15 protein-coding genes are annotated in these 23,734 nt (G+C 62.5%); 9 read left to right on the forward strand and 6 right to left on the reverse strand.

Annotated features, from left to right (window positions below; all coding sequences use genetic code 11):
• Nucleotides 1-11: 11 nt before the first annotated feature.
• Genes glgP through glgB form a run of 3 tightly spaced genes read right to left on the reverse strand, consistent with a single transcriptional unit; the run spans nucleotide 12 to nucleotide 6,209 of the window.
• Nucleotides 12-2,558, reverse strand: a complete 2,547-nt coding sequence (gene glgP, locus F0M18_RS15885) for an alpha-glucan family phosphorylase (protein WP_149612454.1) — start codon at nucleotides 2,556-2,558, stop codon at nucleotides 12-14.
• A 2-nt stretch (nucleotides 2,559-2,560) separates the two neighbouring features.
• Nucleotides 2,561-4,030: a glycogen synthase GlgA gene (gene glgA / locus F0M18_RS15890; protein ID WP_149612455.1), complete on the reverse strand. Its 1,470-nt coding sequence runs from the start codon at nucleotides 4,028-4,030 to the stop codon at nucleotides 2,561-2,563.
• Nucleotides 4,023-6,209, reverse strand: a complete 2,187-nt coding sequence (gene glgB / locus F0M18_RS15895; RefSeq protein ID WP_149612456.1) for a 1,4-alpha-glucan branching protein GlgB — start codon at nucleotides 6,207-6,209, stop codon at nucleotides 4,023-4,025. The genes glgA and glgB overlap by 8 nt, the downstream gene beginning before the upstream one ends.
• A gap of 132 nt (nucleotides 6,210-6,341) precedes the next feature.
• On the opposite strand from glgB, the gene glgC reads away from it, so the two are divergent.
• From glgC to F0M18_RS15925, 6 genes are all read left to right on the forward strand, one after another.
• The gene (gene glgC, locus F0M18_RS15900) at nucleotides 6,342-7,610 is read left to right on the forward strand and encodes a glucose-1-phosphate adenylyltransferase (RefSeq protein WP_149612457.1); all 1,269 of its coding nucleotides are present in this window, start codon (nucleotides 6,342-6,344) and stop codon (nucleotides 7,608-7,610) included.
• Nucleotides 7,600-9,297 carry a glycoside hydrolase family 57 protein gene (locus F0M18_RS15905; RefSeq protein ID WP_149612458.1) on the forward strand — a complete coding sequence of 566 codons (1,698 nt, stop codon included), beginning with the start codon at nucleotides 7,600-7,602 and terminating at the stop codon, nucleotides 9,295-9,297. The genes glgC and F0M18_RS15905 overlap by 11 nt, the downstream gene beginning before the upstream one ends.
• Nucleotides 9,297-10,781, forward strand: coding sequence for a 4-alpha-glucanotransferase (malQ, locus tag F0M18_RS15910; protein ID WP_149612459.1), 1,485 nt, complete (start codon nucleotides 9,297-9,299; stop codon nucleotides 10,779-10,781). The genes F0M18_RS15905 and malQ overlap by 1 nt, the downstream gene beginning before the upstream one ends.
• An 80-nt stretch (nucleotides 10,782-10,861) precedes the next feature.
• Nucleotides 10,862-12,604, forward strand: a complete 1,743-nt coding sequence (locus F0M18_RS15915) for a Vgb family protein (RefSeq protein WP_188109759.1) — start codon at nucleotides 10,862-10,864, stop codon at nucleotides 12,602-12,604.
• 5 nt (nucleotides 12,605-12,609) lie between these two features.
• Complete coding sequence (locus tag F0M18_RS15920) at nucleotides 12,610-14,508, forward strand: pyrroloquinoline quinone-dependent dehydrogenase (RefSeq protein ID WP_149612460.1); 1,899 nt, start codon at nucleotides 12,610-12,612, stop codon at nucleotides 14,506-14,508.
• Between the two features lie 10 nt (nucleotides 14,509-14,518).
• Nucleotides 14,519-16,474 (forward strand): outer membrane protein assembly factor BamB family protein, encoded by a 1,956-nt coding sequence (locus tag F0M18_RS15925; protein ID WP_149612461.1) that lies wholly within the window; start codon nucleotides 14,519-14,521, stop codon nucleotides 16,472-16,474.
• Between the two features lie 51 nt (nucleotides 16,475-16,525).
• Here F0M18_RS15925 and F0M18_RS15930 read toward each other — a convergent pair whose 3' ends face one another.
• Complete coding sequence (locus F0M18_RS15930) at nucleotides 16,526-17,860, reverse strand: mechanosensitive ion channel family protein (protein ID WP_188109760.1); 1,335 nt, start codon at nucleotides 17,858-17,860, stop codon at nucleotides 16,526-16,528.
• Nucleotides 17,861-17,966: 106 nt separating this feature from the next.
• Between F0M18_RS15930 and F0M18_RS15935 the strand changes: the two genes are divergently transcribed.
• The 3 genes from F0M18_RS15935 (at nucleotide 17,967) to F0M18_RS15945 (ending at nucleotide 21,279) form a co-directional block, all read left to right on the forward strand.
• A complete protein-coding gene (locus tag F0M18_RS15935; protein WP_149612463.1) occupies nucleotides 17,967-18,638 on the forward strand; it encodes a DNA-3-methyladenine glycosylase I in 672 nt (223 codons plus the stop codon).
• Between the two features lie 197 nt (nucleotides 18,639-18,835).
• Nucleotides 18,836-20,023 (forward strand): flavin-dependent monooxygenase, encoded by a 1,188-nt coding sequence (locus F0M18_RS15940; protein ID WP_149612464.1) that lies wholly within the window; start codon nucleotides 18,836-18,838, stop codon nucleotides 20,021-20,023.
• A 149-nt stretch (nucleotides 20,024-20,172) separates the two neighbouring features.
• On the forward strand, nucleotides 20,173-21,279 hold the full coding sequence (locus F0M18_RS15945; protein ID WP_149612465.1) for a Rieske 2Fe-2S domain-containing protein: 1,107 nt from the start codon (nucleotides 20,173-20,175) through the stop codon (nucleotides 21,277-21,279).
• A 92-nt stretch (nucleotides 21,280-21,371) separates the two neighbouring features.
• On the opposite strand, the gene F0M18_RS15950 is transcribed toward F0M18_RS15945, so the two are convergent.
• Nucleotides 21,372-22,406 carry a COX15/CtaA family protein gene (locus F0M18_RS15950; protein ID WP_149612466.1) on the reverse strand — a complete coding sequence of 345 codons (1,035 nt, stop codon included), beginning with the start codon at nucleotides 22,404-22,406 and terminating at the stop codon, nucleotides 21,372-21,374.
• Between the two features lie 74 nt (nucleotides 22,407-22,480).
• Complete coding sequence (locus F0M18_RS15955) at nucleotides 22,481-23,665, reverse strand: acetyl-CoA C-acyltransferase family protein (RefSeq protein WP_149612467.1); 1,185 nt, start codon at nucleotides 23,663-23,665, stop codon at nucleotides 22,481-22,483.
• Nucleotides 23,666-23,734 lie beyond the last annotated feature (69 nt).

Raw genomic sequence — 23,734 nt, forward strand, 5'->3', positions numbered from 1 at the left:
CCGGTACAGGGCTAGATCCAGATCATCGCGCCCATTTCAAACGGGTGACTCTGGGCGTCGTTGAAGGGATACATACGCAATTTGTAGTATTGCAGGCCCGCCAGGTCGGCATCCAGGTCGATGCCGAACAGCACGGTACCGTTGTCTTCACCCATTGCTGACAGTGCCGCGGTCTGCTGCACATCCAGCTCGCCGTCCGGGCGCTCGCGGCCAAGCAGGCATTCCAGTTTGACGTCCCCGGCACCGAGGCCGTTGAGGTGCGCATTCACGCGCAACATGATTTTTTCATCGTGAAACAGGTGCGCAGAAGGCTGCACCAGCAGCTCCATACTCACACCCGGCCAGGCCTCGCGCACCCGCTGTTTCCAGGACGCCAATTGGCGCGCCAGCGCGGCATCGTCCGCCTCCAGCTTGCGCCGTTGATTGCGCGCCGGCGCGTAAAAATCACGCACATAGTCGCGCAGCATGCGCTGTGCATTGAACCGCGGGATCGTGGACTTCATCGACGCCTTGGACAGCGCCACCCACTGGTGGGAATACCCGGAACCATCGCGCTGGTAGTACTTGGGAATCACTTCGTGCTCGATGATATTAAGCAGGTCGCTGGCTTCCTCGTGCTGGCGCTGGTCGTGTTCGAAGTGCTCGTCGCGCGGCGTGATACCCCAGCCGTTGTCGCCGGTGTAGCCCTCATCCCACCAGCCATCCAGCACACTGAGATTTACCGCACCATTGAGGCCCGCCTTCTGCCCTGAAGTACCGCTGGCTTCAAGCGGGTATTCCGGCGTGTTCAGCCACACATCCACCCCGGAAACCATCGCCCGCGCCAGTGCCATATCGTAGCCTTCCAGCAGGAAGATCTTACCGATGAAGTCCGGGTGCACCGAGTAGTCATGAATCATCTTGATCAACTGCTGCCCGGGGTGGTCATTGGGGTGGGCCTTGCCGGCAAACACGATAACCGCCGGGCGCTCGGGATCATTGAGAATCCGCGACAGCCGCTGCGGGTTCTCGAACAGCATTCCCGCGCGCTTGTAGGTGGCGAAACGGCGTGCGAAGCCCATCACCAGGATGTCGGCGTCCTCGTCGTCCAGCGGGCGAATCATCCGTTTCACCACGGCATCGCTGGTGCCGTTGCGCTCATGTTGCGCCGACAGCACCTCGCGCACACGCTGCAATAATTGCTGCTTCAGCGCCTTGTGCACGCTCCAGTAGTGATAATCAGGGATTTCTTCCAAGCGCTCCCAGTACTCATCGTTCAGCAACTCGTTGCGCCAGTCATCCAGGCGCAGGTCGAACAGACTGGTCCATTCCCGCGCCAGGAAAGTCTGCAGGTGCACACCATTGGTCACGTAGCGAATCGGGTTCTCCGCATGGGGCACCTGGGGCCAGATGCCCTGCTCCATCTCCGAGGCAACGCCACCGTGAATGCGACTGACCCCGTTGTGGAAACGCGTACAGCGCAGTGCCAGGCTGGTCATATTGAATCCGTCACCGGAATTCAGGCCCAGGGCATACAGCTTCTCGAAGTCCAGCCCCAGGGCCGACGACATCGGCTGCAGGTACTTTGCCACCAGCTGATGCTCAAAGATATCGTGACCGGCGGGTACCGGCGTATGCGTGGTGAACACGGTACCCGCCGCCACCAGTTCCATGGCACTGGCAAAGTCCAGGCCCTCGTGCATGCGGTAGGCGCAGCGCTCCAGCAACTGGAAGGCCGCGTGGCCCTCGTTGATGTGCCACACCGTCGGCCGCAGGCCCAGGTCGCGCAGGGCGCGCACACCACCCACTCCCAGTACCAGTTCCTGTTGCAGTCGCATTTCGCGATCACCGCCGTAGAGCTGGTTGGTGATACGGCGGTCTTCCTCGCTGTTCGCCGGCACGTTGGTGTCGAGCAGGTAGAGCTTGATATGACCCGCCTGGGCCGTCCAGACCTGGGTCTTGATGGTGCGCCCCGGAAACTCGATATCCAGGGTGAGGTGCTGACCCGATGCAGTCAGCGCCGGCACTACCGGCAGGTCATGCGGATGCGAGCGGGTGTAGGAGACCTGCTGGTGGCCATGGCCGTCAATGGTCTGGGTGAAGTAGCCGGCCTGGTACAGCAGACCGACGGCGACAAATGGCAGCCCCAGGTCACTGGCCGCCTTGCAATGGTCACCGGCGAGGATGCCCAGGCCGCCGGAATAGATCGGGAAACTCTCGTGAAAACCGAATTCCAGGCAGAAATAGGCAATCAGGTCCTCCTCCGGGTCGAACACCTCCGCCAGTTCCGGGTGTACCCGGTGCTCGCGATAGGAGTCGTAGGCGGCCATGACGCGACGGTAGTCCTCCATGAACGAACGATCGGCGACGGCATCATCGAGGCGCTCCTGCGCCACCCGGCGCAGAAACATTTTCGGGTTGTGACCGCAGGCGTCCCAGAGTTCCTTGTCCAGGCGGTGGTAAAGCGAGCGAATGGATCGGTCCCAACTGTAGACCAGGTCATTGGCGACTTCGCTTAGCCGCTGCAGTTGCGCGGGTATCCGCGGCTGTATTTCAAGGGGAAAACGTGTACCGGGCATACTTACTCCACTGTCTCTTCCAGCCCGTACAGGGCCAGGTAATTGCGCGCGCTGCGCTGCCAGGAAAAGTCCTGCGCCATGGCGGTGCGCTGCATGCGACGCCAGGCTGCACGGTCGGGCCACAGCGACAGGGCCTGTTGCAAAACCGAGCGCAGCGCTTGTGAATCAGGCTGTTCGAACACGAAACCGGTCGCCGTGCCGGCGGCAAGGTTGGCCTCGCTGGCATGGGTCACGGTATCAGCCAGGCCGCCCACTGCCCTGACCAGCGGCAGGGTTCCGTAACGCAGGCTGTACATCTGGTTCAGGCCGCAGGGTTCGAACAGCGACGGCATCAGGAACACGTCCGCCGCGGCTTCGATGCGATGCGCCAAGCTTTCATTGTAGGCCAAAATGACCGCGGCGCGGCCAGGATGCCGCGCCGCCAGCTGCGCCAGCGCCTGCTCCAGCCGGGCATCGCCGGTGCCAAGCATGACCAGCTGGGCCGGTGTCTGCAGCAACTCGTCAAGCAGGGGCAGCAACAGTTCGACACCTTTCTGCTCGGCCAGCCGGCCGACAAAGCCAAACAGGGGTATGTCAGCCGCATCGTCGAGGCCCAGCTCACGCAGCAGGGACGCCTTGTTGCGCTGCTTCAGGTCGAGACGCTCGCTGTCATAATTCTGCTCCAGCAGCGGGTCGGTGGCCGGATTCCACACCGCCTCGTCGATGCCATTGAGGATGCCGACCAGCTGTTCCCTGCGATGATGCAACAGGCCTTCCAGGCCCATCCCGCCGGGGCTCTCGCAGATCTCCCGGGCGTAGGTCGGGCTCACCGTGGTAATCCAGTCAGCATAGCTGAGCCCGCCCTTGATAAAACAGAGCTGGTCGTAAAACTCCATACCCTCACCCGACCAGAAATGCGCCGGCAGCTGCAGGCGCTCGAAAGTGGCGCGATCAAACATGCCCATATGCGCCAGGTTGTGGATAGTGAACACCGTGCGCGGGCGCGGCGTGCGCTCGTGTGCCAGGGCAATGGCCGGGCCGGTGTGCCAGTCATTGCAATGCAGCACCTCCGCCTGCCAGCCGAGGGCGGTATCGCCGCAGGCAATAGCGGCGGCGGCACGGGACAGCAACATGAAACGCTGGGCGTTATCGGCCCAGGGTTGCCCCGCGGCGTCGTGGTAGGGATTACCGGCGCGCGCGCTGAACAGGGGATGCTGCAACAGCCAGGTCCTGACGCCGCTGCCCGGCAGTGCGGTTTCCAGCAGCGTGACCTCATCGCCGGCACAGGCAAAGCTGCCGATCTCGACGGCATCATCGACTTTATCCAGGACATCGCCGTAGCCGGGGACGAGGATGCGCACATCCAGCCCCATGTCCGCCAGTACCGTGGGCAGGCTCCCGGCCACATCCGCGAGACCGCCGGTCTTGACCAGCGGGTACACCTCACTGGCCACGAACAGCAGGCGACTGCGCTGCGCGGCGCGCTCACTCACCAGCGGGCTCCCATTGCAGCACGATACCTGCCAGCGGTGGCAAGGTCAGCACCAGTGACGCCGGGCGCCCCATCCAGCTGCTGGCCTCGCCGGCAATGTGTGTGCCGTTGCTGACATTACTGCCACCGTAAAAGTGTGAATCGGAATTGAACACCTCGCGATAGACGCCCTGCTCCGGCACACCGACACGGTAATCTGCGCGCACTACCGGGGTAAAGTTGAGCACCACCACCAGGAAGCGCTCACCGTCGCGACGCAGGTAGGCCAGCACGGATTGTGTGGCATCGTTGCAATCGATCCATTCGAAGCCCTGGGCGGTGAAATTCTGGCCGTGCAGCGGCCCGTGCCTGCGATACAACTGGTTGAGGTCGCGCACCAGGTGCTGCACCCCTGCGTGCGCCGGCTGCTCCGCCAGGGCCCAGTTGAGCTGTTCGGCATGACGCCACTCCAGCGGATCGGCCAGTTCGCAGCCCATGAACAGCAGCTTGGTTCCCGGATAGGTGAACATATAGGTGTAGAGCAGGCGCAGGTTGGCGAAACGCTGCCAGTCGTCTCCGGGCATGCGTCCCAGCAGGGAGCGCTTGCCGTGCACTACCTCGTCGTGGGAGAACGGCAGCATGAAGTTCTCGCTGAAGGCATACATCAGGCCAAAGGTCAGCTTGTCGTGATGGTAGTGGCGATAAATGGGCTCCATGGCCATGTAGTTCAGTGAGTCGTGCATCCAGCCCATGTTCCACTTCATGGAAAAACCCAGCCCGCCGACCCAGGTCGGCCGCGTCACCTGCGGCCAGGCGGTGGATTCCTCGGCGATGGTAAGAGTGCCGGGATGGGCGCCGTGAGTGAGCGTATTCAGCTCGCGCAGGAATGCAATCGCCTCCAGGTTTTCATTGCCACCGTGTTCGTTGGGCGCCCACTCGCCCTCCTCGCGGGAATAATCCAGGTACAGCATGGACGCCACCGCATCCACCCGCAGGCCGTCCAGGTGAAACTCCTCAAGCCAGAAGCTGGCACTGGCGAGCAGGAAGTTACGCACCTCGTTGCGGCCATAGTTGAAGATGAGTGTGCCCCAGTCGGCATGCTCGCCGCGCCGGGGATCGGCGTGCTCGTACAGTGCCGTGCCGTCAAAACGCGCCAGGCCGTGGGCATCCCGGGGGAAGTGGGCCGGCACCCAGTCCAGTATGACGCCGATATTGCGGCTGTGCAGGTAATCCACGAAGTAACGAAAATCATCGGGGGCACCGAAACGGGAGGTGGGGGCAAAGTAGCCCGTGGGCTGGTAGCCCCATGACTCGTCCAGCGGGAACTCGGTAATGGGCAGCAGTTCCACATGGGTAAAGCCCATGTCAGTGACGTAGTCCGCCAGCGCCGGGGCGATCTCCCGGTAATTCAGTACCTCACCGGTTGCTGCGCGCCGCCATGAGGCCAGCTGCAATTCATAGACGGAAACCGGCGCCCGTTGCCAGTCCCAGTGGGCACGGCGCTGCAGCCAGTCAGCATCCGACCAGGTGAACTCACTGGGCGCCTGTACCACCGAGGCGGTGGCCGGCCGCAGCTCGAAGGCGTTACCGTAGGGGTCGGCCTTGAGATGCAGGGCACCCTGTTGATCGCGAACCTCGAATTTGTAATTGCTGCCCGCCGCCAGCCCGGGGATGAACAGCTCCCAGACACCGCTGCCGCCACGCACCCGCATCGGGTGGGCCAGGCCATGCCAGCCATTGAAGTCACCCACCACGCTAACGCGCGTGGCATTGGGCGCCCAGGTGGCGAAGCGCACCCCGGTAACCCCTTCATGCCGGCAGCAGTGGGCGCCGAGAATACGGTAGAGATGTTGGTGCCGGCCTTCGGCAAACAGGTGCAGATCGAGATCGCCAATCAGCGTCCCGAAGCGGTAGGGATCCTCGAACTCACGCCAGTTACCGTCACCGCCGTGGCAGCGCAGGCGGTAGGCCGGCTCCGCCTTGCAATCGATACTGATGGAGAACAGGTCGGTCTCGGGGGTGCGCTCCATGGGCAGGCGGGCATCCCCGGTGACAACCTCCACCGCGGCGGCACCGGGCAATAATGCCTTGATGTGCCATGTCCTGCCGCGGCGATGGCAGCCGAGCACGTCAAAAGGGTCGTGATGGTGGCCGGCCAGGAGCCGGCGTGCCGCGTCGCTGATTGTGCGCCTCTTCTTCACTGTCGCAAATAATTATGTACTGATCTGAATCAAGTGGGAAAACGGGACAATTCCCGGTTCATTGACCACAATGTAACAGTAACCTCATAAAGTCACTTTACGCTAACTACAAAACAGTTCAATGAAGGCGCAATGAATAATCCTGATTCTGTACGTTACGTGAGCCGCATCACCCGCAACACCCTGGCCATGGTGCTGGCCGGCGGTCGTGGGTCGCGACTCAAGCAACTCACCCAGTGGCGAGCCAAGCCCGCGGTGCCCTTTGGTGGCAAATTCCGCATCATCGACTTCCCGCTGTCCAATTGCGTCAACTCGGGGATTCGGCGGGTAGGTATCCTCACCCAGTACAAGTCACACAGCCTGAACCAGCATATCCAGCGCGGCTGGGGTTTCATGCGCGGCGAACTGGGCGAGTTCGTGGAACTGGTGCCGGCGCAGCAGCGCATGGAAACCTCCTGGTATGAGGGCACCGCGGACGCCATCTACCAGAACATCGATATCATCCGCGCCCACAATCCGGAGTACGTGCTGATACTCGCTGGCGACCACATCTACAAGATGGACTACGGCACCATGCTGGCGGCGCACGTCGAAAGTGGCGCCGACGTCACCGTAGGCTGCATCGAGGTACCACTGGAAGAGGCCTCCGCCTTCGGCGTCATGGCAATCGACGAAGATGGCCGCATCGTCGAGTTCGCCGAAAAACCCGCGCAGCCGCCGGCCATGCCCGGTCAGCCTGACAAGGCGCTGGCGTCCATGGGCATCTATGTATTCAGCAGGGACGCCCTGATCGATGAATTGATCCGCGATGCCAATACCGACGGCTCCAGCCGCGACTTCGGCAACGACATCATTCCCTGCATTATCAAGCAGCGCCATGTCCGCGCCTTCCCGTTTCGCAACACCAGCACCGGCGGGCCAGCCTACTGGCGGGACGTGGGCACTGTAGACGCTTTCTGGTCCGCCAACCTGGAGCTTATCGGTATCAGCCCGGAATTGAACCTCTATGACCGGCGCTGGCCGATCTGGACCTACCAGGACCAGGTCCCGCCGGCGAAATTCATCTTTGATGACGAGGGGCGCCGCGGCATGGCCGTGGACTCCATGATCGCCGGTGGCTGCATCGTATCCGGCTCCTCGGTGCGCCACTCGATGCTGTTTTCCAATGTGCGCATCCACTCCTATTGCAAGGTAGAGGATGCGGTAATCTTCCCCGACGTGGAAATCGGTCGCAACTGCCACATTCGCAAGGCCGTGATCGACAAACGCTGCGTGATTCCACCGGACACCCGGATCGGGCTGGACCCGGAAGAAGACGCGCGGCGCTTCCACGTATCCGAAGGTGGCGTGGTGCTGGTGACGCCGGAAATGCTGGGACAGAGGGTGCACCATGCCCTCTGACAAGCCCATGAAAGTCGCACTGTGCTGGCATATGCACCAGCCGGAGTACCGCAACATGGGTACCGGCACATTCCAGCTGCCCTGGACCTACCTGCATGCGGTCAAGGATTACGTGGACATGGCTGCCCACCTGGAGGCCCTGCCCCGGGCCAGGGCAGTGGTCAATTTCGCGCCCATACTGCTCGAGCAGATCGAGGCCTACGTGGCCCAGGTGAATGCGTTCTTCAACGGGCGAGGAGCGATCAAGGACGCCCTGCTGGCGAACCTGGTAGAACCGGCCCTGCCCGGGGACCCGGATTCACGACTGGAGCTGATGAAGCGCTGCCTGCAGGCCAACCGCGAGCATATGATCGAGCGCTTCGCGCCCTATCACCGGCTCGCCGACCTGGCGCAGTATTACCAGGCCCATCCGGAGTCACTGATTTATGCCTCCAACCAGTTCCTGGCGGACCTGCTGGTGTGGTACCACCTGGCCTGGGTCGCGGAGTCGGCGCGGCGCCAGGACCCGCGCGTGCAGGCACTGCAGGACAAGGGCTACAACTACACCATCCACGAGCGTCGCGAATTGCTGCACGTACTGCTGGAACTGATGCAATCAGTGATCCCACGCTATCGCGCACTGGCCAGGTCGGGCCAGGTCGAACTGACCATGAGCCCCTACGCGCACCCCATCGTGCCCTTGCTGCTGGATATGGAAAGCGCGCGCGAGGCGATGCCCGATGCGCACCTGCCCATCAATACCACCTACCCCGGCGGGGAAGAACGCGCTCGCTGGCACCTGCAGCAGGGTCTGGCCACCTTCGAGCGCGTTTTCAGCACGCGTCCGGCGGGCATCTGGCCATCAGAGGGCGGTGTCAGCCAGGCGGCGCTGGAGCTGTTTGCGGAGGCCGGCTTCACCTGGGCGGCCAGCGGCGCTGCCGTGCTCAATAACAGCCACCAGGCCGAGAACCACTCCTGCAGCCACCGCGTTTACCGTTTCGGCGATGCCGACATCGACTGCGTGTTTCGCGATGACGGGCTATCCGACCTGATCGGTTTCACCTATTCGGACTGGCACTCAGAGGACGCCGTCGCCAATCTTACCGGCCACATGGAGCATATCGCCGAGCTTTGCCAGGATCGTGACGACTGCATGATCACCATCATCCTCGACGGTGAAAACGCCTGGGAGTACTACCCGGAAAATGCCTGGTACTTCCTCGACCACCTCTACCGGGCGCTGCTGGACAACCCGAAACTGGAACTGACCACGGTCGCAGATTTTATCTCCACATCCAAACCGCAGCCGTCGCATGAAGAAAAGCTGGTAGCCGGGAGCTGGGTATATGGCACTTTTTCCACCTGGATCGGCGCACCCGAAAAGAACCGGGCCTGGGACCTGCTGGTGGACGCCAAGCACTGCTTCGATGAGGTAGTGGCATCCGGCAGCCTCGGGCAGGAGCAACTGCGCGATGCCACCAGGCAACTGGCGATCTGCGAGGGCTCTGACTGGTTCTGGTGGTTCGGCGACTACAACCCGGGGCCCACCGTCAGCCAGTTTGACCAGCTGTATCGCATGCACCTCGCGCATCTTTACTACCTGCTGGGCGTGGAGGCCCCGGGCAACCTGTCCGAGGTCATCTCCCGCGGCGGTGGCCAGCCCAGCCGCGGCGGTGTCATGCGCCACCACGATCAGGACACCGCATAATGCCGCCCTTCACCGCCCGCAGGGCGGGTGTGCTGCTGCATCCCACCAGCCTGCCCGGCAGCGCCTATGGCGGTGACTTCGGCGCCGAGGCACGCCGCTTCGTCGACTTCCTGGCCGCAGCCGGCCTGTCGATCTGGCAAATGCTGCCACTGGGGCCCACCCATGACGACGGCTGCCCCTACCAGTCCTCGTCCGTGCATGCCGGCAATCCCGACCTGATCAACCTCGACTGGCTGGTCGAGCGCGACCTGCTGGAGCCGGCGCAGGCTGCGGCGGGCAGGCTCGACCCGCAGGCCAAACGCACGGCCCTTGACCAGGCCGCCGTCGTGTTCTTCGAGCAGCTGTTCAACGCTACCCAGTCGGAACTCACCCGCGCCTACAGTGACTTCACTACCGAGTCGGCATTCTGGCTGGAAGACTATGTCCGCTTCCAGGGTTTTCGCGACGCCGCCGGTCGCCAACCCTGGAGCACCTGGGAAGCGGGGCTGCGCAACTGCGAACCCGAGGCCTGCGCCAGGCGCGCGATGGAGCTGGCAGACCAGCTCAGCAAGCTGCGCTTCCGCCAGTTCATCTTTCACCGGCAGTGGCTGGAGTTGAAGCAGTACGCCAACGAGCGCGGCGTGCTGCTGTTCGGCGACATGCCGATATACGTGCACCTGGAGAGCGCTGACGTCTGGGCCCACCAGAAACAATTCGACCTTGACGACAACGGGCAGCCGTTAACGGTGACCGGGGTGCCGCCCGACTATTTTTCCGCCGAGGGCCAGCTGTGGGGCAACCCGCAATACAACTGGCAGTACATGCTGGCACACCATTTTGACTGGTGGCTGAAGCGCTTCACCTCGGCCGCGCGCATGTTCGACATCGTGCGCATCGATCACTTCAGGGCACTGGAGGCCTACTGGGAGATACCTGCTGGCGCCACCAGCGCCATCGGCGGCCGTTGGGTGCACAGCCCCGGCAGGGAACTGCTTGGCCTGGTACGCGAACACTGCCCGCGGCTGCGACTGGTAGCGGAAAACCTCGGCATCATCAGCCCCGAGGTGGAGGCGCTGCGCGAGCAATTCCAACTGCCGGGCATGCTGATCCTGCAGTTCGCCTTTGACGGCAACCCGGAGAACCCCTACCTGCTGCACCGCCACGAGGAAAACGACGTGGTGTACACCGGCACCCACGACAACGACACCAGCCTGGGCTGGTTCCAGAGCCTGGACGAGGCCACCCGCGAGCATGTTTGCCGCTACTTCGAGTGCCAGCCCGACGACATGCCCTGGGCGATGATCGACAGGGCCATGGCCTCACCCGCCGCCACCGCCATCGTACCCTGGCAGGACCTGCTCGGGCTTGACGGCCGGCACCGCATGAACACACCGGGCACCACCGAGGGCAACTGGCACTGGCGCTTCCAGTGGCAGCAGGTACCCGAGGACCTGGCGCCACGCACACGCCAGCTGCTCAGCGACTATAATCGACTGACAGGCTGAATCCCGCTTTGCGTATTTTGCACACGGAACAGCCCTTATTTTGTGGTACCGTGCCGCCTTTTTTCACAGGAGTCTCTGCAATGCGCCTGCTAGCACTGTCCGTTTTGCTGTTTACCGCCCCCGTTTTCGCCGCCGAGATACAGGTGACCGATGCGCAGGGCAAGCCATTGGCCCAGGCAATGGTAACCCGCACCCCGGTGGAGGTGCCGGCAGCAGACCTGAGTGACGACGGCTATGCCCCCCACGGGGTGACCAACGTGTCCGCGGTCACCGTGACCCGCTTCACCGACGCCGAAGGCAAGGCGGATATCATCGCCGAGGGCAAATTCAGTTACCGGGTGCGCGCGCAGGGCTACCAGGACGCGTGGTTCAATGAGGCGCCAGAGTCTGTGGCACTTGCGCCAATGAACCAGACCCAGCTCTACGCCAGCTACCCCTCGAACGTGTGGCTGTCGCAGGTGGACTTCGACGGCGACGAGGCGCTCAAGCACACCTTCCAGCTCAATTGCGCTTTCTGCCACCAGCAGGCTTCTCCCTTCATGCGCAACGAGCGCACCATCGACCAGTGGGTCAGCATCATGGAGCGCATGAACACCTATGGCGCCCGCCTGCCGGAAGACGATATCGAGCCAGTGTCGAAGATCCTGCAGCGGGAATACCGGGAACTGCGCGAACACCCCGAGCGCGTGCCCGCCCCCCGCAAGTGGGAGGCGCACCTCTCTGAGGTAGAGATGACCGAATGGCCCATCGGTGACGGCTTTTCGCAGATGCACGATTTCCTGCTCCACCCCAATGGCATGGTCTACGTGGGCGACAACCTGTTTGACCGTATCTACGAAATCGATACCGAAACCGGCGAGTACACCGTGTACAAGGTGCCGCACTACGAGGATGCCGAACTCGGCGGCATTCTCGGCAATCGCTTTACCGTGTTCCCGAAGATGTACAACTATATGGGCGTGCACTCCTTCGCCTACTCGAAAAAGGACGGCAATATTTTCATCACGCCTTCCATGCAGCAGGCCCTGCTCGAATTCGATGTAGAGAAAAAGGAGTTCATCATTCACGACATGCCCGGGGGCTACTACCCGCACACCATCCGCACCGACGACCAGGATCGCGTCTGGTTCACCCTGGCCCTGTCCTCCCAGGTGGCCATGTTTGATCGCAGCACCGGCGAATTCACGCTCTATGACCTGCCGGCCCGTGGTTTCAGGGAGTGGATGGTATTGAAAAGCCTGCCGCTGATTTTCAGCATCGACCCGGAAAATCGCCCCACCCCCTCACCGAATCGCGAGTCTACCGGGCTGCCCATGCCCTACGGTATCGATGTCGCGCCGGACGGCAGTGTGTGGGTCGCCAGGCTGTATGCCAACGACCTGGCGCACATCGACCCGGACAGTGGCGAGATCACCATGATCGACTTTCCCTATGAAGGCCCCCGGCGCCTGCGCGCCGACGCCGATGGCAACATCTGGGTGGTCGCTTTCCAGAACGGCCTGCTGGTGAAATACGACCCGCGGGAGAAGGCGTTTACCCGCTACGAACTGCCGGTGATAAACGAACTGCCCTACGCTCTGAACGTGGACCGCGACCGCGGCGTGGTGTGGGTCAACGGCAACCAGTCAGACACCATCCTCGGCTTCGACATCGCCACGGAGAGCTGGAAGGTCTACCCGATGCCCAGGCAGCGCTTTTTTACCCGCGATATCGAGATCTCCGAGGAAGATGGCGCCATCTACACCAGCAACTCCCACTTCCCGACCTGGCAATCTGAAGGCGCGACACCCACCCTGCTGCGCATCACGCCACTGGAAGAGTAATAACGATGCGGCAGATCCTCTTGTTGTGCGCATCGCTGTGCGCCGCATCAGCAGCGGCGCAGGACTGGCAGCACTACGGTGGCGACCCGGGTGGACGCCACTATTCGGCGGCGCAGCAGATCACGCGCGAAAATGTGGCGCAGCTGCAGGTGGCCTGGGTCCACCGCAGCGGAGACAGCGAGAAGCTGCCGGCGTGGATGGAAAACACCTCCGCCCAGGCCACGCCCATTCTGCTGCCGGCGGCAGCGGGGGAATCCCTGGTCTATTGCACGCCCTTCAACCGCATTATCGCCCTGGACCCGGGCACCGGGGCGCAACGCTGGAGCCACGATCCCGGAATCAAACTGGAGGGCGAGCGCCCCTTCCGCTGCCGCGGTGTCACTTACCACGAGGAGCTGCGCGTCGATGCGGGCGCCCCGTGCCGGCATCGCCTGTTCACCAATACCCATGATCGGCGCCTGCTGGCCGTCGACGCGCTGACCGGTGAAGCGTGCGCAGACTTTGGCGACAACGGCCAGGTGACGCTGCACGGTCACGGGCAGCCGGCCGACATGATCAGCAACTCTTCAGCACCGCTGGCCGCATCCGGCCTGGTGATCACCGGCTCCACGGTGGTGGATTTCCACTACGCCAGGGCACCGCGCGGGACGGTGCAGGCCTACGACAGCCTGAGCGGCGAGTTGCGCTGGCAATTCGACCCGCTCGAGGGGCACGCGGGCAGTGGCGGCGCCAACGTGTGGGCGCCCATGTCAGTGGACGAGTCCCTGGGGCTGGTCTACCTGCCCACCAGCGCACCCTCCCCCGATTACTACGGCGTAAACCGCCCCGGCACCAACCGCTACGCCAACAGCGTGGTCGCCCTGGACCTGGCCAGCGGTGCGGTGCGCTGGCATTTCCAGCACGTGCGTCACGACCTGTGGGACTACGACACACCGGCGCAGCCCATCCTGTTCGACTGGAACAAGCACGGCGACAGCGTGCCCGCGCTGGCGCAGCCCACCAAACAGGGCTTCGTATTCGTGCTCGATCGTCGCACCGGGGAGTCACTGTGGGAGATTACCGAACAGCCGGTGCCCCCGTCACAGGTGCCAGGTGAAATCGCGTCGCCCACCCAGCCCAAACCCATCGCCCCGCCACAGCTGCTGGACTCTTTCCTGATGCCACAACAGGCCTGGGGCCTGACCCCCTGGGACCGCGGCGACTGCGCGCGACAGCTGGACGAACTGGACAACCTCGGCCTGTTCACACCCCTCAGCGAGAAGCTGACGCTGATGCTGCCCGGCAGCCTCGGCGGCGCCAACTGGGGAGGCGGCGCCATCCTGGGGCAATCCGGTGTACTGATACTGAACGTCAACACGGCTCCGTTCACCGGCAGGCTGATTCCCGCCGACAACCGCAGCGGCGCACGCGATGCGCGCGACCATCCTACCGCTGGCCAGCGCATGCGCGTGCCCATGCAGGGCACGCCCTATGACGTGGAGGTCGGCACCCTGGTCTCCCCGCTGGGTATTCCCTGCAGCCCTCCGCCCTGGGGCAAGCTGGTTGCCGTGGACCTGGTCAGGGGCAGCATACTGTGGGAGCAGCCCCTGGGCTCGATACACGAACTGGGGCCATTTCCGCTGCCTTTCCACATCAACTGGGGCACACCCAACCTGGGCGGGGGCATCGCCACGGCTGGCGGCCTGTTCTTTATCGGGGCCACCATGGACCGGCAGTTCCGCGCCTTCGATACGGAAAGTGGCGAGGTATTGTGGCGCCACACCCTGCCGATGGATGCCGCGGCCACGCCCATGACCTACATCTACCAGGGCCGCCAGTACGTGGTGGTCAACGCCGGCGGGCATGCCATGTTTGACCGCCCGCAGGGTGACTACCTGTACGCCTTTGCCCTGGACTCACAGTGAGACGGATATCATGAAGAAGGTACTGCTCGTTCTCCTGCTGCTGGTGCTCGGCGCGGGTGCCTGGCTGGCGCTGCAGGAGTCACCAATGAAGACCCTTGAGGGCATCGCCCTGCAGCATTCAGACAAACTGCCGCTGGCCTTTTTTGGCGAGCGCCTGTTCGACGAGCACTGCGCCAGTTGCCACGACAACCCGCAGATGCACGCCCCCACGCGGCAGGCGCTGTCCGGATTCTCCCTCGACTCGGTCATGGTGGCGCTGACTTTCGGCAAGATGCAGCCCATGGCGGCGCACCTGAGCAAGATCGAAAAAGGCCTGATTTCCATTTATCTCACCGGTTCCGACAGCGGCCAATACGAGTGGCTGGCCGACAGTACCTGCAGCGCGCCGCCGGCCGACACCACCACCGGCTATGTGCGCAACTGGGGCCTGGATGCCGCCAACTCGCGCTTCGTCGCCCCCGCGCAAAGCAACATTACCCGCGACAATGTCGGCACCCTGGAACTGGCCTGGGCCCTGGCCTTCCCCAAGGTCACCGATATGCGCTCACAGCCGGCCATCCTGGGCGACACCCTGTATTTCGGCGACAAGACCGGCAGGCTCTACGCCATCGACCGCAAGCAGGGCTGTATCCAGGCCCATACCAAGGTGGCCAGCGGCATACGTTCTGCCATCACCGTGGCCGAGGACGGCAGCGGAGAACCGCTGCTGGTATTTGCCGACTCCATGGCCTTCGTCTATGCGGTTGACCCCGTCACTCTGGATATCCAGTGGAAAGCGGATGTGCGCCTGTTTGATACCTCCACCATTACCGGCTCGGTGAGTTACCACGCCGGTCGTCTCTACGTACCGGTCTCCTCTTACGAGGTCGCCGCAGCGGGCAACCCACAGCATGTCTGCTGTAAATCCCACGGCGGCGTGATCGCGCTGGACGCAGGTGACGGCGATCGCCTGTGGGAATGGCATGCCACAGCCGACGCCACCGAGCAGGGCGTGGACCGCGATGGCAAGCCCATGTTCGGGCCATCGGGCGTGTCCGTATGGAGCACCCCGACTATCGACGCCGGGCGCAACCGGCTCTACGTCGGCACCGGGGAAAACCTGTCACACCCGGCAACGGATACCTCGGACGCGGTCATCGCCCTCGACCTCGATACCGGCGAGCAGATCTGGTCCTACCAGGCCACCGCGAATGATGTCTGGAACGCCGCCTGCCTCAGCGGCGGCGCCAACTGCCCGGAAAACGCCGGGGGCGACTTTGACATCGGCGCCTCGGTGATTCATGCGCAATTGCAGGACGGCAGCGAGCTGCTGCTGGTGGGCCAGAAGTCAGGGGATGCCATGGCCCTGGATATGGACGGCAAACTGCTGTGGAAGGCCCGCGTGAGCAACGCCGCCATCGGCCCGGACCTGCACCAGACCACCACTAACGGCGGTATTCACTGGGGTATGGCCCTGGCCGGGGAGACCCTGCTGGTGCCGGCGGCAGACCCGGAGCGACGCCGCCCGGGCTATGATCCCCGACCCGGCATCCACGCACTGCACGCGCGCAGCGGCGAGGTACTGTGGTTCCAGGGCGTCGAACGCGGCTGCTACCTCGCCGATGAAGACAAACCCCTGGTGGGCCTGCAAAACATGCGCGAGGGCAAGGACCGACCGCTGGAGGAGCAATATGCCTGTTCCTTCTTCTATGGCCTGTCGGCAGCAGCCACGGCCACCCGGGAAGTAGTCTTCAGCGGTGCCCTGAACGGCATCCTGCGCGCCTACGACGTGGCCACCGGCGAATTGCTGTGGCAGACGGAAACCGCCAGGCCGTTTGCAACGGTGAACGGGGTGGAAGGGCATGGTGGCGCCATCGATGTGGATGGCCAGGTGCTGGCCGGGGACTGGCTCTACGTGCAGTCGGGCTACTCGATGTTCGGGCAACTGCCCGGTAATGTGCTGCTGGCTTACCGGCTCAAGCAGTAACCTGGCCGCGCAGGCCCTGCGCGATTGCCCGCTTCCCGACCAGGACGACGCTCAGGCGGGTTTCTCTTCCGTATCAGGTGCTTCGCGCGGCAGGACATCCGCCACCGTGCTGGCGTTGCCATCGCGCACTGCGCGATAGTGCGGCGAGGTAATTTCCACCTGGTGGCCGTGGAATTCGTCGAGAATATTGGCGTGCAGGTTGGAGTAGATGCGCGGCAACTCCTCCGGAGTGCGCGTCCAGCCGTTGATCTCGTAACTGACGTAGTTGTCGTCCAGCGAGGTTTGCAGCACGAACGGCTCCGGTGTCTCGGCAATGTGTTCGGTTTTTATCGCCGCCGCGATCAACAGTGCATTGACGGTTTGCCAGGGCACGTCATAGCCAATGGTCACACTGGTGTGCACCAGCAAACCGCGCTGGCCCATGTTCTTGCTGTAGTTGATGATGTTGTTGGTCAGCACCATCGAGTTGGGTATGGACACGATGACGTTTTTCAGCGTCTGGATACGGGTCACGAAAGTGCTGCGTTCCACTACCCTGCCGCGCGTGTCGGCCACTTCCACCTGGTCCCCGACGCTGAAAGCACGCGTATAGGTAAGCACGATACCGGCGATCACGTTGGCAACCGCCGTGGTTGAACCCAGGGATACCAATACCCCGACGAAGATGGAAATTCCCTGGAAGGCCGGTGAACTGGAGCCGGGAAGATAGGGAAAAATAATCACCGCCGTGAGTGCGTAAACCAGCAACTTGATAATGCCGAAACTGGTATCGGCCCACTCGGGGTAGAAGTTCTTGAGGTAAATGCGGCGCGTACGGATACCGTCGAAGATCAGGCCCAATGTTCGAATCATGAAGCGCGCGACGATAATGATGACGATAATCGTCACCAGGTTCGGCAGGTACTGCACAAACCCGTGCCAGATGTACACCACCGCATCGACGAAGGCGTTGATCATGCCCGCGGCCAGGCGCAGGGTCCAACCCGATGTCAACAACAGGCCGTTGATGGCGGAGAGTATAAACAGCAGCGATAGCAGCCGGCCAACCCAGGTCCAGACCCCCATCCACAGGTTCTTCATGTCCGCCGAGGACAGCAGGTCCTGCGCCTGCAGGCGCAGCGCCTTGTAACGTTCTTCCGGCGTCTCTTCCATGCGCTTAAGCCGCCGCTTGACGTAGAACCGCGTCAGCAGCAGCAGAAGCAGTGAGACGCCGATGATCACCGCGGCAATGGTCAGTCGCAGCAAGGGCGCGGTAGCATCCATCTGGTCAAAGAGCTGCAGGATGAACAGGGTGTCCTCATTGATCGGCATCACTTCGGCGATGGCCTGCTCAACGCTTGGCTCGGCAACGGGTGCTGGCTCGGTTACCTGGTTGGGATCTGGCATGGTGCGACTCTGGCTGGTATCTGGCAGGGCAAGCATAGCAGCCAACTGGCGCGCTGGCATCCCGCGACCCTACACTGGGCGGGCCGGCTGCACTACACTGTCGCCCATGGAAAAATTCGAATTGATATATGAGCGCGCCTGCGAGCGCAAGGGCGGCGAAAAAGCACTGATGCGCCTGCTACCGGACTTTCGCAGTGCCCGCGCCCTGAACGCCACCCGCGATGATCGCTGGCTGGCGGAGATGACACGCTGCACCTTCCAGGCCGGTTTCGTCTGGCGTGTCATCAACCAGAAGTGGGATGATTTTGAAGAAATCTTTTTCGGCTTCGCTCCGGAAAAGGTGCTGCTACTGAGCCCGGACCAGATTGACAATATCGCCCGCAACCCGCGCATCGTGCGCAACCGGCAAAAGGTCCTCTGCGTGCAACACAACGCGCTGTACGTCCGCGATGTTTCCCGGGAGCACGGCAGCTTCGGGCGCCTCGTCAGCGGCTGGCCACAGGAGGACCTGATTGGCCTGTTTACGCACCTGAAGAAACACGGCAGCCGCCTCGGCGGCATGACCGGGCAACGGGTGCTGCGCAACATGGGCAGGGACACGTTTATCCTCACCGGTGATGTCATCCGCTGCCTGCGTCGTGCGGGGCTGGAAATCAGCGACACCCCCAGCAGCCAGCGCGAACTCAGGTTGGCCCAGGACGCGTTCAATACCTGGCACAGTGAGACCGGGTTGCCGCTAAGCCATATCAGCCGTATCTGCGCCTGTTCCGTGGACTGACACCCACCCGCCTGTCCTTTCGCGCCCTGTTATACCGCCCCGGTACAGCTGGGAATACCGTCTTTGCAGTCCGGATTTGATCCAGATCAAGCCATGGTTTGGCGTCCGCCGTGTTTAGCCAAAATGAGGTATGAGCCTGCAGCAGCGCAGCGCCATAGTGAATCCTGACAGCAATAACACGCAACGAGGACAAGCCAATGAATGCGCCCCAGATCACTAAATCCGAACAGCTCTACCAGTCAGCCCGGCAACTGGTACCGACACTGCGCGACCGCGCTGAAGAAACTGCAGCACTGGGTCACCTGCCCGAAGCGACCGTGCAGGCCATGCAGGAGGCGGGCTTTTTCCGCATCATGCAGCCAGCGCGCTACGGCGGCTTCGAGATGGACCCGGAAGTGTTTTTCAAGGTACAGATAATCCTGGCGGAGGGCTGCATGTCTACCGCCTGGGTGCTGGGCGTGGTTGCCATACACAACTGGCAGCTGGCGCTGTTTGACGACCGCGCGCAACAGGATGTCTGGGGTGAAGACGACTCCACCCTGATTTCCTCGTCATACATGCCAGTGGGCAAGGTAGAACATGTCGACGGCGGCTACAGGCTGTCCGGGCACTGGGGCTTCTCCTCTGGCTCCAAACACTGTGACTGGGCCTTCCTCGGGGCCATGGTACCGCCGAAAAACCCCGGAGAGGCGCCGGATTACCGCACCTTCCTGGTACCGCGCAGTGACTACGAGATCGTGGAGAACTGGAACGTCTCCGGCCTGGAAGGAACCGGCAGCCACGACATCACGGTGCAGGACGCCTTCGTCCCCGAGTACCGCACACACCGCTCCATACACGGGTTCGAGTGCAACAGCCCCGGCAACGAGGTCAATGATCACTACATCTTCCGCCTGCCCTTCGGCCAGATATTCGTGCGCGCGGTATCTTCCTCCAGTATCGGCTGCCTCAAAGGTGTGATCGACAGTTATGTGCAGGTCAACAAGGAACGGGTAGGACTTAACGACGGCAACAAGGTCGCCCAGGACCCGGACGCGCGCATGGCGCTTGCCGAATGCATCACCGCCGTGGACGAGTGCCAGACCATTATGTTCCGCAACTTCGATCGCATGGTCGAGGCCGCACGCACTGGCACCCAGCTCGACATCGAGGAACGCATCAAGATGCGCTTCGACGCCGCACTGGTGTCGCGCAAGTGCACCGAGGCGATCAACCTGATGTTCAACGCCTGCGGCGCCCAGGGCATATTCCGCGACCACCCGTTGAACCGCGCCTGGCTGGACATTAACGCGGGGCGCCAGCACGTGGCCAACAATCCGTTCAAGTTTGGCCGCAACGTCGGCGCGGTGATGATGGGCGCAGACAACCAGGACTTCTTCCTCTAGCGCGAACAGGCGGGCGGTTTTACTCCTTGAACCGCCCGCTTTGACCCAGATCAACGTGGCCCGGGAATGGCCGCAGGTGGCCATGGCCCGTGCCATGAGAACCGGCAAGAATGAGCAGACACGCACTGTAAGCGAAGCGGAGACGGAATATGACAGCAGCAGAGAAAGCCATCAGGGCGAAGCGAGACCCTTATGTGATTCGCGCGGATGAGCGCGAGGAACGCTATGCGCGCGGTTGGTACGTGATTGGTGCCACCAACAGCGTGAACCTCAAGCCGCGGGCGCTGAACGTATTCGGCACCAAGCTGGTGGCCTATCGCGGCAAGGAAGACGGCGAAGTGCATATTCTCGACGCCTACTGCCCGCACATGGGCGGCGACCTTTGTGGCGGCGAGGTGAAGGGCAATTCCGTGATCTGCCCGTTCCACCTGTGGAGTTGGGGCGCCGACGGCGTCTGTGACGACATCCCCTATGCCAACAAGATACCCGACAAGGCTGTCATCAAGTCCTGGCCCGTGCTGGAGAAGAACGGCCTGATCTTTGTGTGGCAGGATCCGGAAGGCAACCCGCCCATTTCGGAGCAGGAGCCACAACGCATGGATGACTGGTACTCGGAGGAGTGGACCGACTGGGAAATGGAAGCCATACCCATCCAGTCACTGGGCCGCGAACTGGTAGACAACATGGCGGATATGGCGCACTTCGGCCCGATTCACTATTCCAGCGTGAAATCGTTCAAGAACACCATGGAAGGTCACCAGTTTGTGCAGTACATGGTGGGAGGCCACGAGATTCTCACCGAGGGCGACGAAGGGCTGATCACGTCGGTCGCGCGCTATGAGGGTCCGGCCTACATGACCACCACCATGACCGGCCTGATGGATGGTCACCCGATGAAAGTCCACCTGCTGGTGAGCCACGTCCCCACGGACATGAACCAGTTCATCATCAACTTCGGGGTCATGATGCAGAAAGACCCGAAGGCCTCCAAGGCCCAGAACGCGGCCATGGTGCAGGAGTACATGGAGCGCAACATCGAATCCTTCCATCAGGATGTGGCGGTGTGGAACAACAAGTGCATTATCGACAACCCGCTGCTCTGCGACGGAGACGGCCCGATCAACCTGGTGCGCAAGTGGTACAGCCAGTTCATGACCAACGTCGATGACATCCAGCCGGGCCAGGTCAAGTCGCGGGAACATGTCACCGTGGACGGTCCCTCGGTAGAGGAAGTCCGGGCCAAACAGGGATTCTGATCTCTCAGGGAAAAGCCTGCTGCCCCGGGGCCCATCACTGCGATGGGCCATTTGCTTTCAACCTACCTGAACCGCCGTGAAACTCAGGCCGCTCAACCACCCTGCCGGCGCAACACGTGCGCGCAGTAGACACCCGCAGTCAACAACAGCACGGCGCCACCCTGGTGGCTGGCAGCCAGCCAGACCGGCACGTGCAGTAACAGCGTGCTGATGCCCAGTACCACCTGCAACCAGAGCGCCGCCAGCAGCAACAGCATGGCGACAGTACCCCGAGGCCCCAGGCCCTTGCGCCAGCTGAGCAGCGCAAACACGTGCACCAGCACAAACAGGAAGTAGGCAAAAATACGGTGGTTGAACTGGATGGTGGTAATGTCTTCGAACGCCGCCAGCCACGCCGGTGACATCTCATACAGGCCCGGCGGAATGAAACTGGTGCCCATCAGCGGCCAGGTACTGTAGGCGTAACCGGCCCGGGTGCCCGCCACCAGCCCGCCACTGAGAATCATCAGGTAAACCAGCACCGCCACCCACATGGCGAGATTGGCGAAACGGTGAGTGCCCTTACCGCCCGGGAAGAGCAAACCAAAGGCAAGCCACAGCATGTAGCCATAAATCGCTACTGCGACACCGAGGTGCGCCGTTAACCGATACTGGCTGACACGGGGATCGTCCACCAGGCCGCTTTTCACCATGTACCAGCCCAGCAGGCCCTGGAAGCCGCCCATGAAAAACAGTATCCACAGCCTGGGCATCAACCCCGCACGTACCCGGCCTTTCATGGCAAAGTACACCATGGGCACGAAGTACAGCACGCCGATCAGGCGGCCCAGCACCCGGTGCAGGTACTCGTACATGAAGATGGACTTGAAGCCAGCCAGGTCCATACCGCGATTGACCTTCTGGTATTCGGGAAACTGCCGGTACTTCTCAAAGGTAGCCAGCCAGGCCTCCTCGGAAAGCGGGGGAATGATGCCCATCAGCGGTTTCCACTCCACCATGGACAGGCCCGAGCCCGTGAGCCGGGTGACGCCACCGAGGATGATCATGCCGAAGATCACTGCTGCACAAAGCAACAGCCACGTGGCGATCTGGCGATCGTAATGAAGTTGTCTCTGGTTCGTTAACATTGCGTCTTCTGCCGTGTTCTATCTTACGACGCCAGCGGCTTAACGGTTCAGCCTACCCTGTCGCCGACAGGGCCCTAGATGCGTTCAAACAACGCCGCGATACCCTGGCCACCACCAATACACATGGTGGATACCGCGTAGCGGCCGCCTGTACGTTCCAGTTCATACAGCGCCTTCACCGTGATCAGCGCACCGGTGGCGCCGATAGGATGCCCCAGTGAAATGCCGGAGCCATTGGGGTTCACCTTTGCCGGATCCAGGCCGAGTTCCTTGACCACGGACAGCGCCTGCGCCGCGAAGGCCTCGTTGCATTCCCAGACGTCCACGTCGTCCTGGGCAACGCCGGTCTTCTGCAGCAGCTGCCGCACGGCCGGTGCGGGGCCGATACCCATGATGGCGGGATCGACCCCGGCCAGTGCGTAGCCGCACATACGCGCCAGCGGCTTCAGCCCCCTGGCTTCGGCCGCGCCTCTCTCCATCAACACCAGGGCGGAAGCAGCGTCGTTGATGCCGGAGGCGTTGGCCGCAGTCACACTGCCTTCTTTCTTGAATGCGGGCCGCAGGCCGGACAGCGATTCCGCGGTGGTGCCCGCGCGCACGTGCTCGTCGTGAGCAAACACCGTGACACCTTTGCGGGTCTTGACTTCGATAGGCAGTATCTGTTCCTTGAAGCGCCCCTCTTCCTGGGCCTGCTGCGCCCGGCGATGGCTCTCGGCCGCAAATTCGTCCTGCTCTTCGCGGCTGACGCTGTACTTGTCGGCGAGGTTTTCGGCGGTGACACCCATATGGTAATCGTTCACGGGGCAGGTCAGGGCACCGATCATGGCGTCGACCATGGCGCCGTCGCCCATGCGCGCACCGAAGCGTGCATTCGGCAGCCAGTAAGGCACACGACTCATGGATTCTGCGCCGCCGGCAACCGCTGCATCGCAATCGCCCAGCAGGATCATCTGTGCAGCGGAGATAACGGCCTGCAGGCCGGAGCCGCAGAGGCGGTTAACGGTGAGCGCGGGGGTTTCGTTGGGCAACCCACCCTTCAGGGCCGCTACCCTGGACATGTACATATCGCGACGATCGGAGTGGGTGACATTGCCGAACACGCAGTGACCGATGTCCTGCGGGTCGACGCCCGCACGCTTGACCGCCTCGGCAACGACCTGGCCTGCCAGCTCAGTGGCGGGCACGTCTTTCAGGCTGCCACCAAAGTCAGCGATGGCGGTGCGCACGCCGCTAAGGACTACTACTTCACGTTCACTCATGTCTTTCTCCGAAAATTGCATTGCTGGCCCGGACTCGAGGCGGGCGCCACTTTACCAGATCGTCAGCGC

This window comes from Pseudohalioglobus sediminis (assembly GCF_008370495.1).
Lineage (GTDB): Bacteria > Pseudomonadota > Gammaproteobacteria > Pseudomonadales > Halieaceae > Halioglobus.

Excerpts from the sequence above, each read along its gene's own strand:
- glgP (WP_149612454.1), bottom strand. The coding sequence starts at position 2,558 with ATGCCCGGTACACGTTTTCCCCTTGAAATACAGCCGCGGATACCCGCG.
- glgC (WP_149612457.1), top strand. The coding sequence starts at position 6,342 with ATGAATAATCCTGATTCTGTACGTTACGTGAGCCGCATCACCCGCAAC.
- F0M18_RS15905 (WP_149612458.1), top strand. The coding sequence starts at position 7,600 with ATGCCCTCTGACAAGCCCATGAAAGTCGCACTGTGCTGGCATATGCAC.
- malQ (WP_149612459.1), top strand. The coding sequence starts at position 9,297 with ATGCCGCCCTTCACCGCCCGCAGGGCGGGTGTGCTGCTGCATCCCACC.
- F0M18_RS15915 (WP_188109759.1), top strand. The coding sequence starts at position 10,862 with ATGCGCCTGCTAGCACTGTCCGTTTTGCTGTTTACCGCCCCCGTTTTC.
- F0M18_RS15920 (WP_149612460.1), top strand. The coding sequence starts at position 12,610 with ATGCGGCAGATCCTCTTGTTGTGCGCATCGCTGTGCGCCGCATCAGCA.
- F0M18_RS15925 (WP_149612461.1), top strand. The coding sequence starts at position 14,519 with ATGAAGAAGGTACTGCTCGTTCTCCTGCTGCTGGTGCTCGGCGCGGGT.
- F0M18_RS15930 (WP_188109760.1), bottom strand. The coding sequence starts at position 17,860 with ATGCCAGATCCCAACCAGGTAACCGAGCCAGCACCCGTTGCCGAGCCA.
- F0M18_RS15935 (WP_149612463.1), top strand. The coding sequence starts at position 17,967 with ATGGAAAAATTCGAATTGATATATGAGCGCGCCTGCGAGCGCAAGGGC.
- F0M18_RS15940 (WP_149612464.1), top strand. The coding sequence starts at position 18,836 with ATGAATGCGCCCCAGATCACTAAATCCGAACAGCTCTACCAGTCAGCC.
- F0M18_RS15945 (WP_149612465.1), top strand. The coding sequence starts at position 20,173 with ATGACAGCAGCAGAGAAAGCCATCAGGGCGAAGCGAGACCCTTATGTG.
- F0M18_RS15950 (WP_149612466.1), bottom strand. The coding sequence starts at position 22,406 with ATGTTAACGAACCAGAGACAACTTCATTACGATCGCCAGATCGCCACG.
- F0M18_RS15955 (WP_149612467.1), bottom strand. The coding sequence starts at position 23,665 with ATGAGTGAACGTGAAGTAGTAGTCCTTAGCGGCGTGCGCACCGCCATC.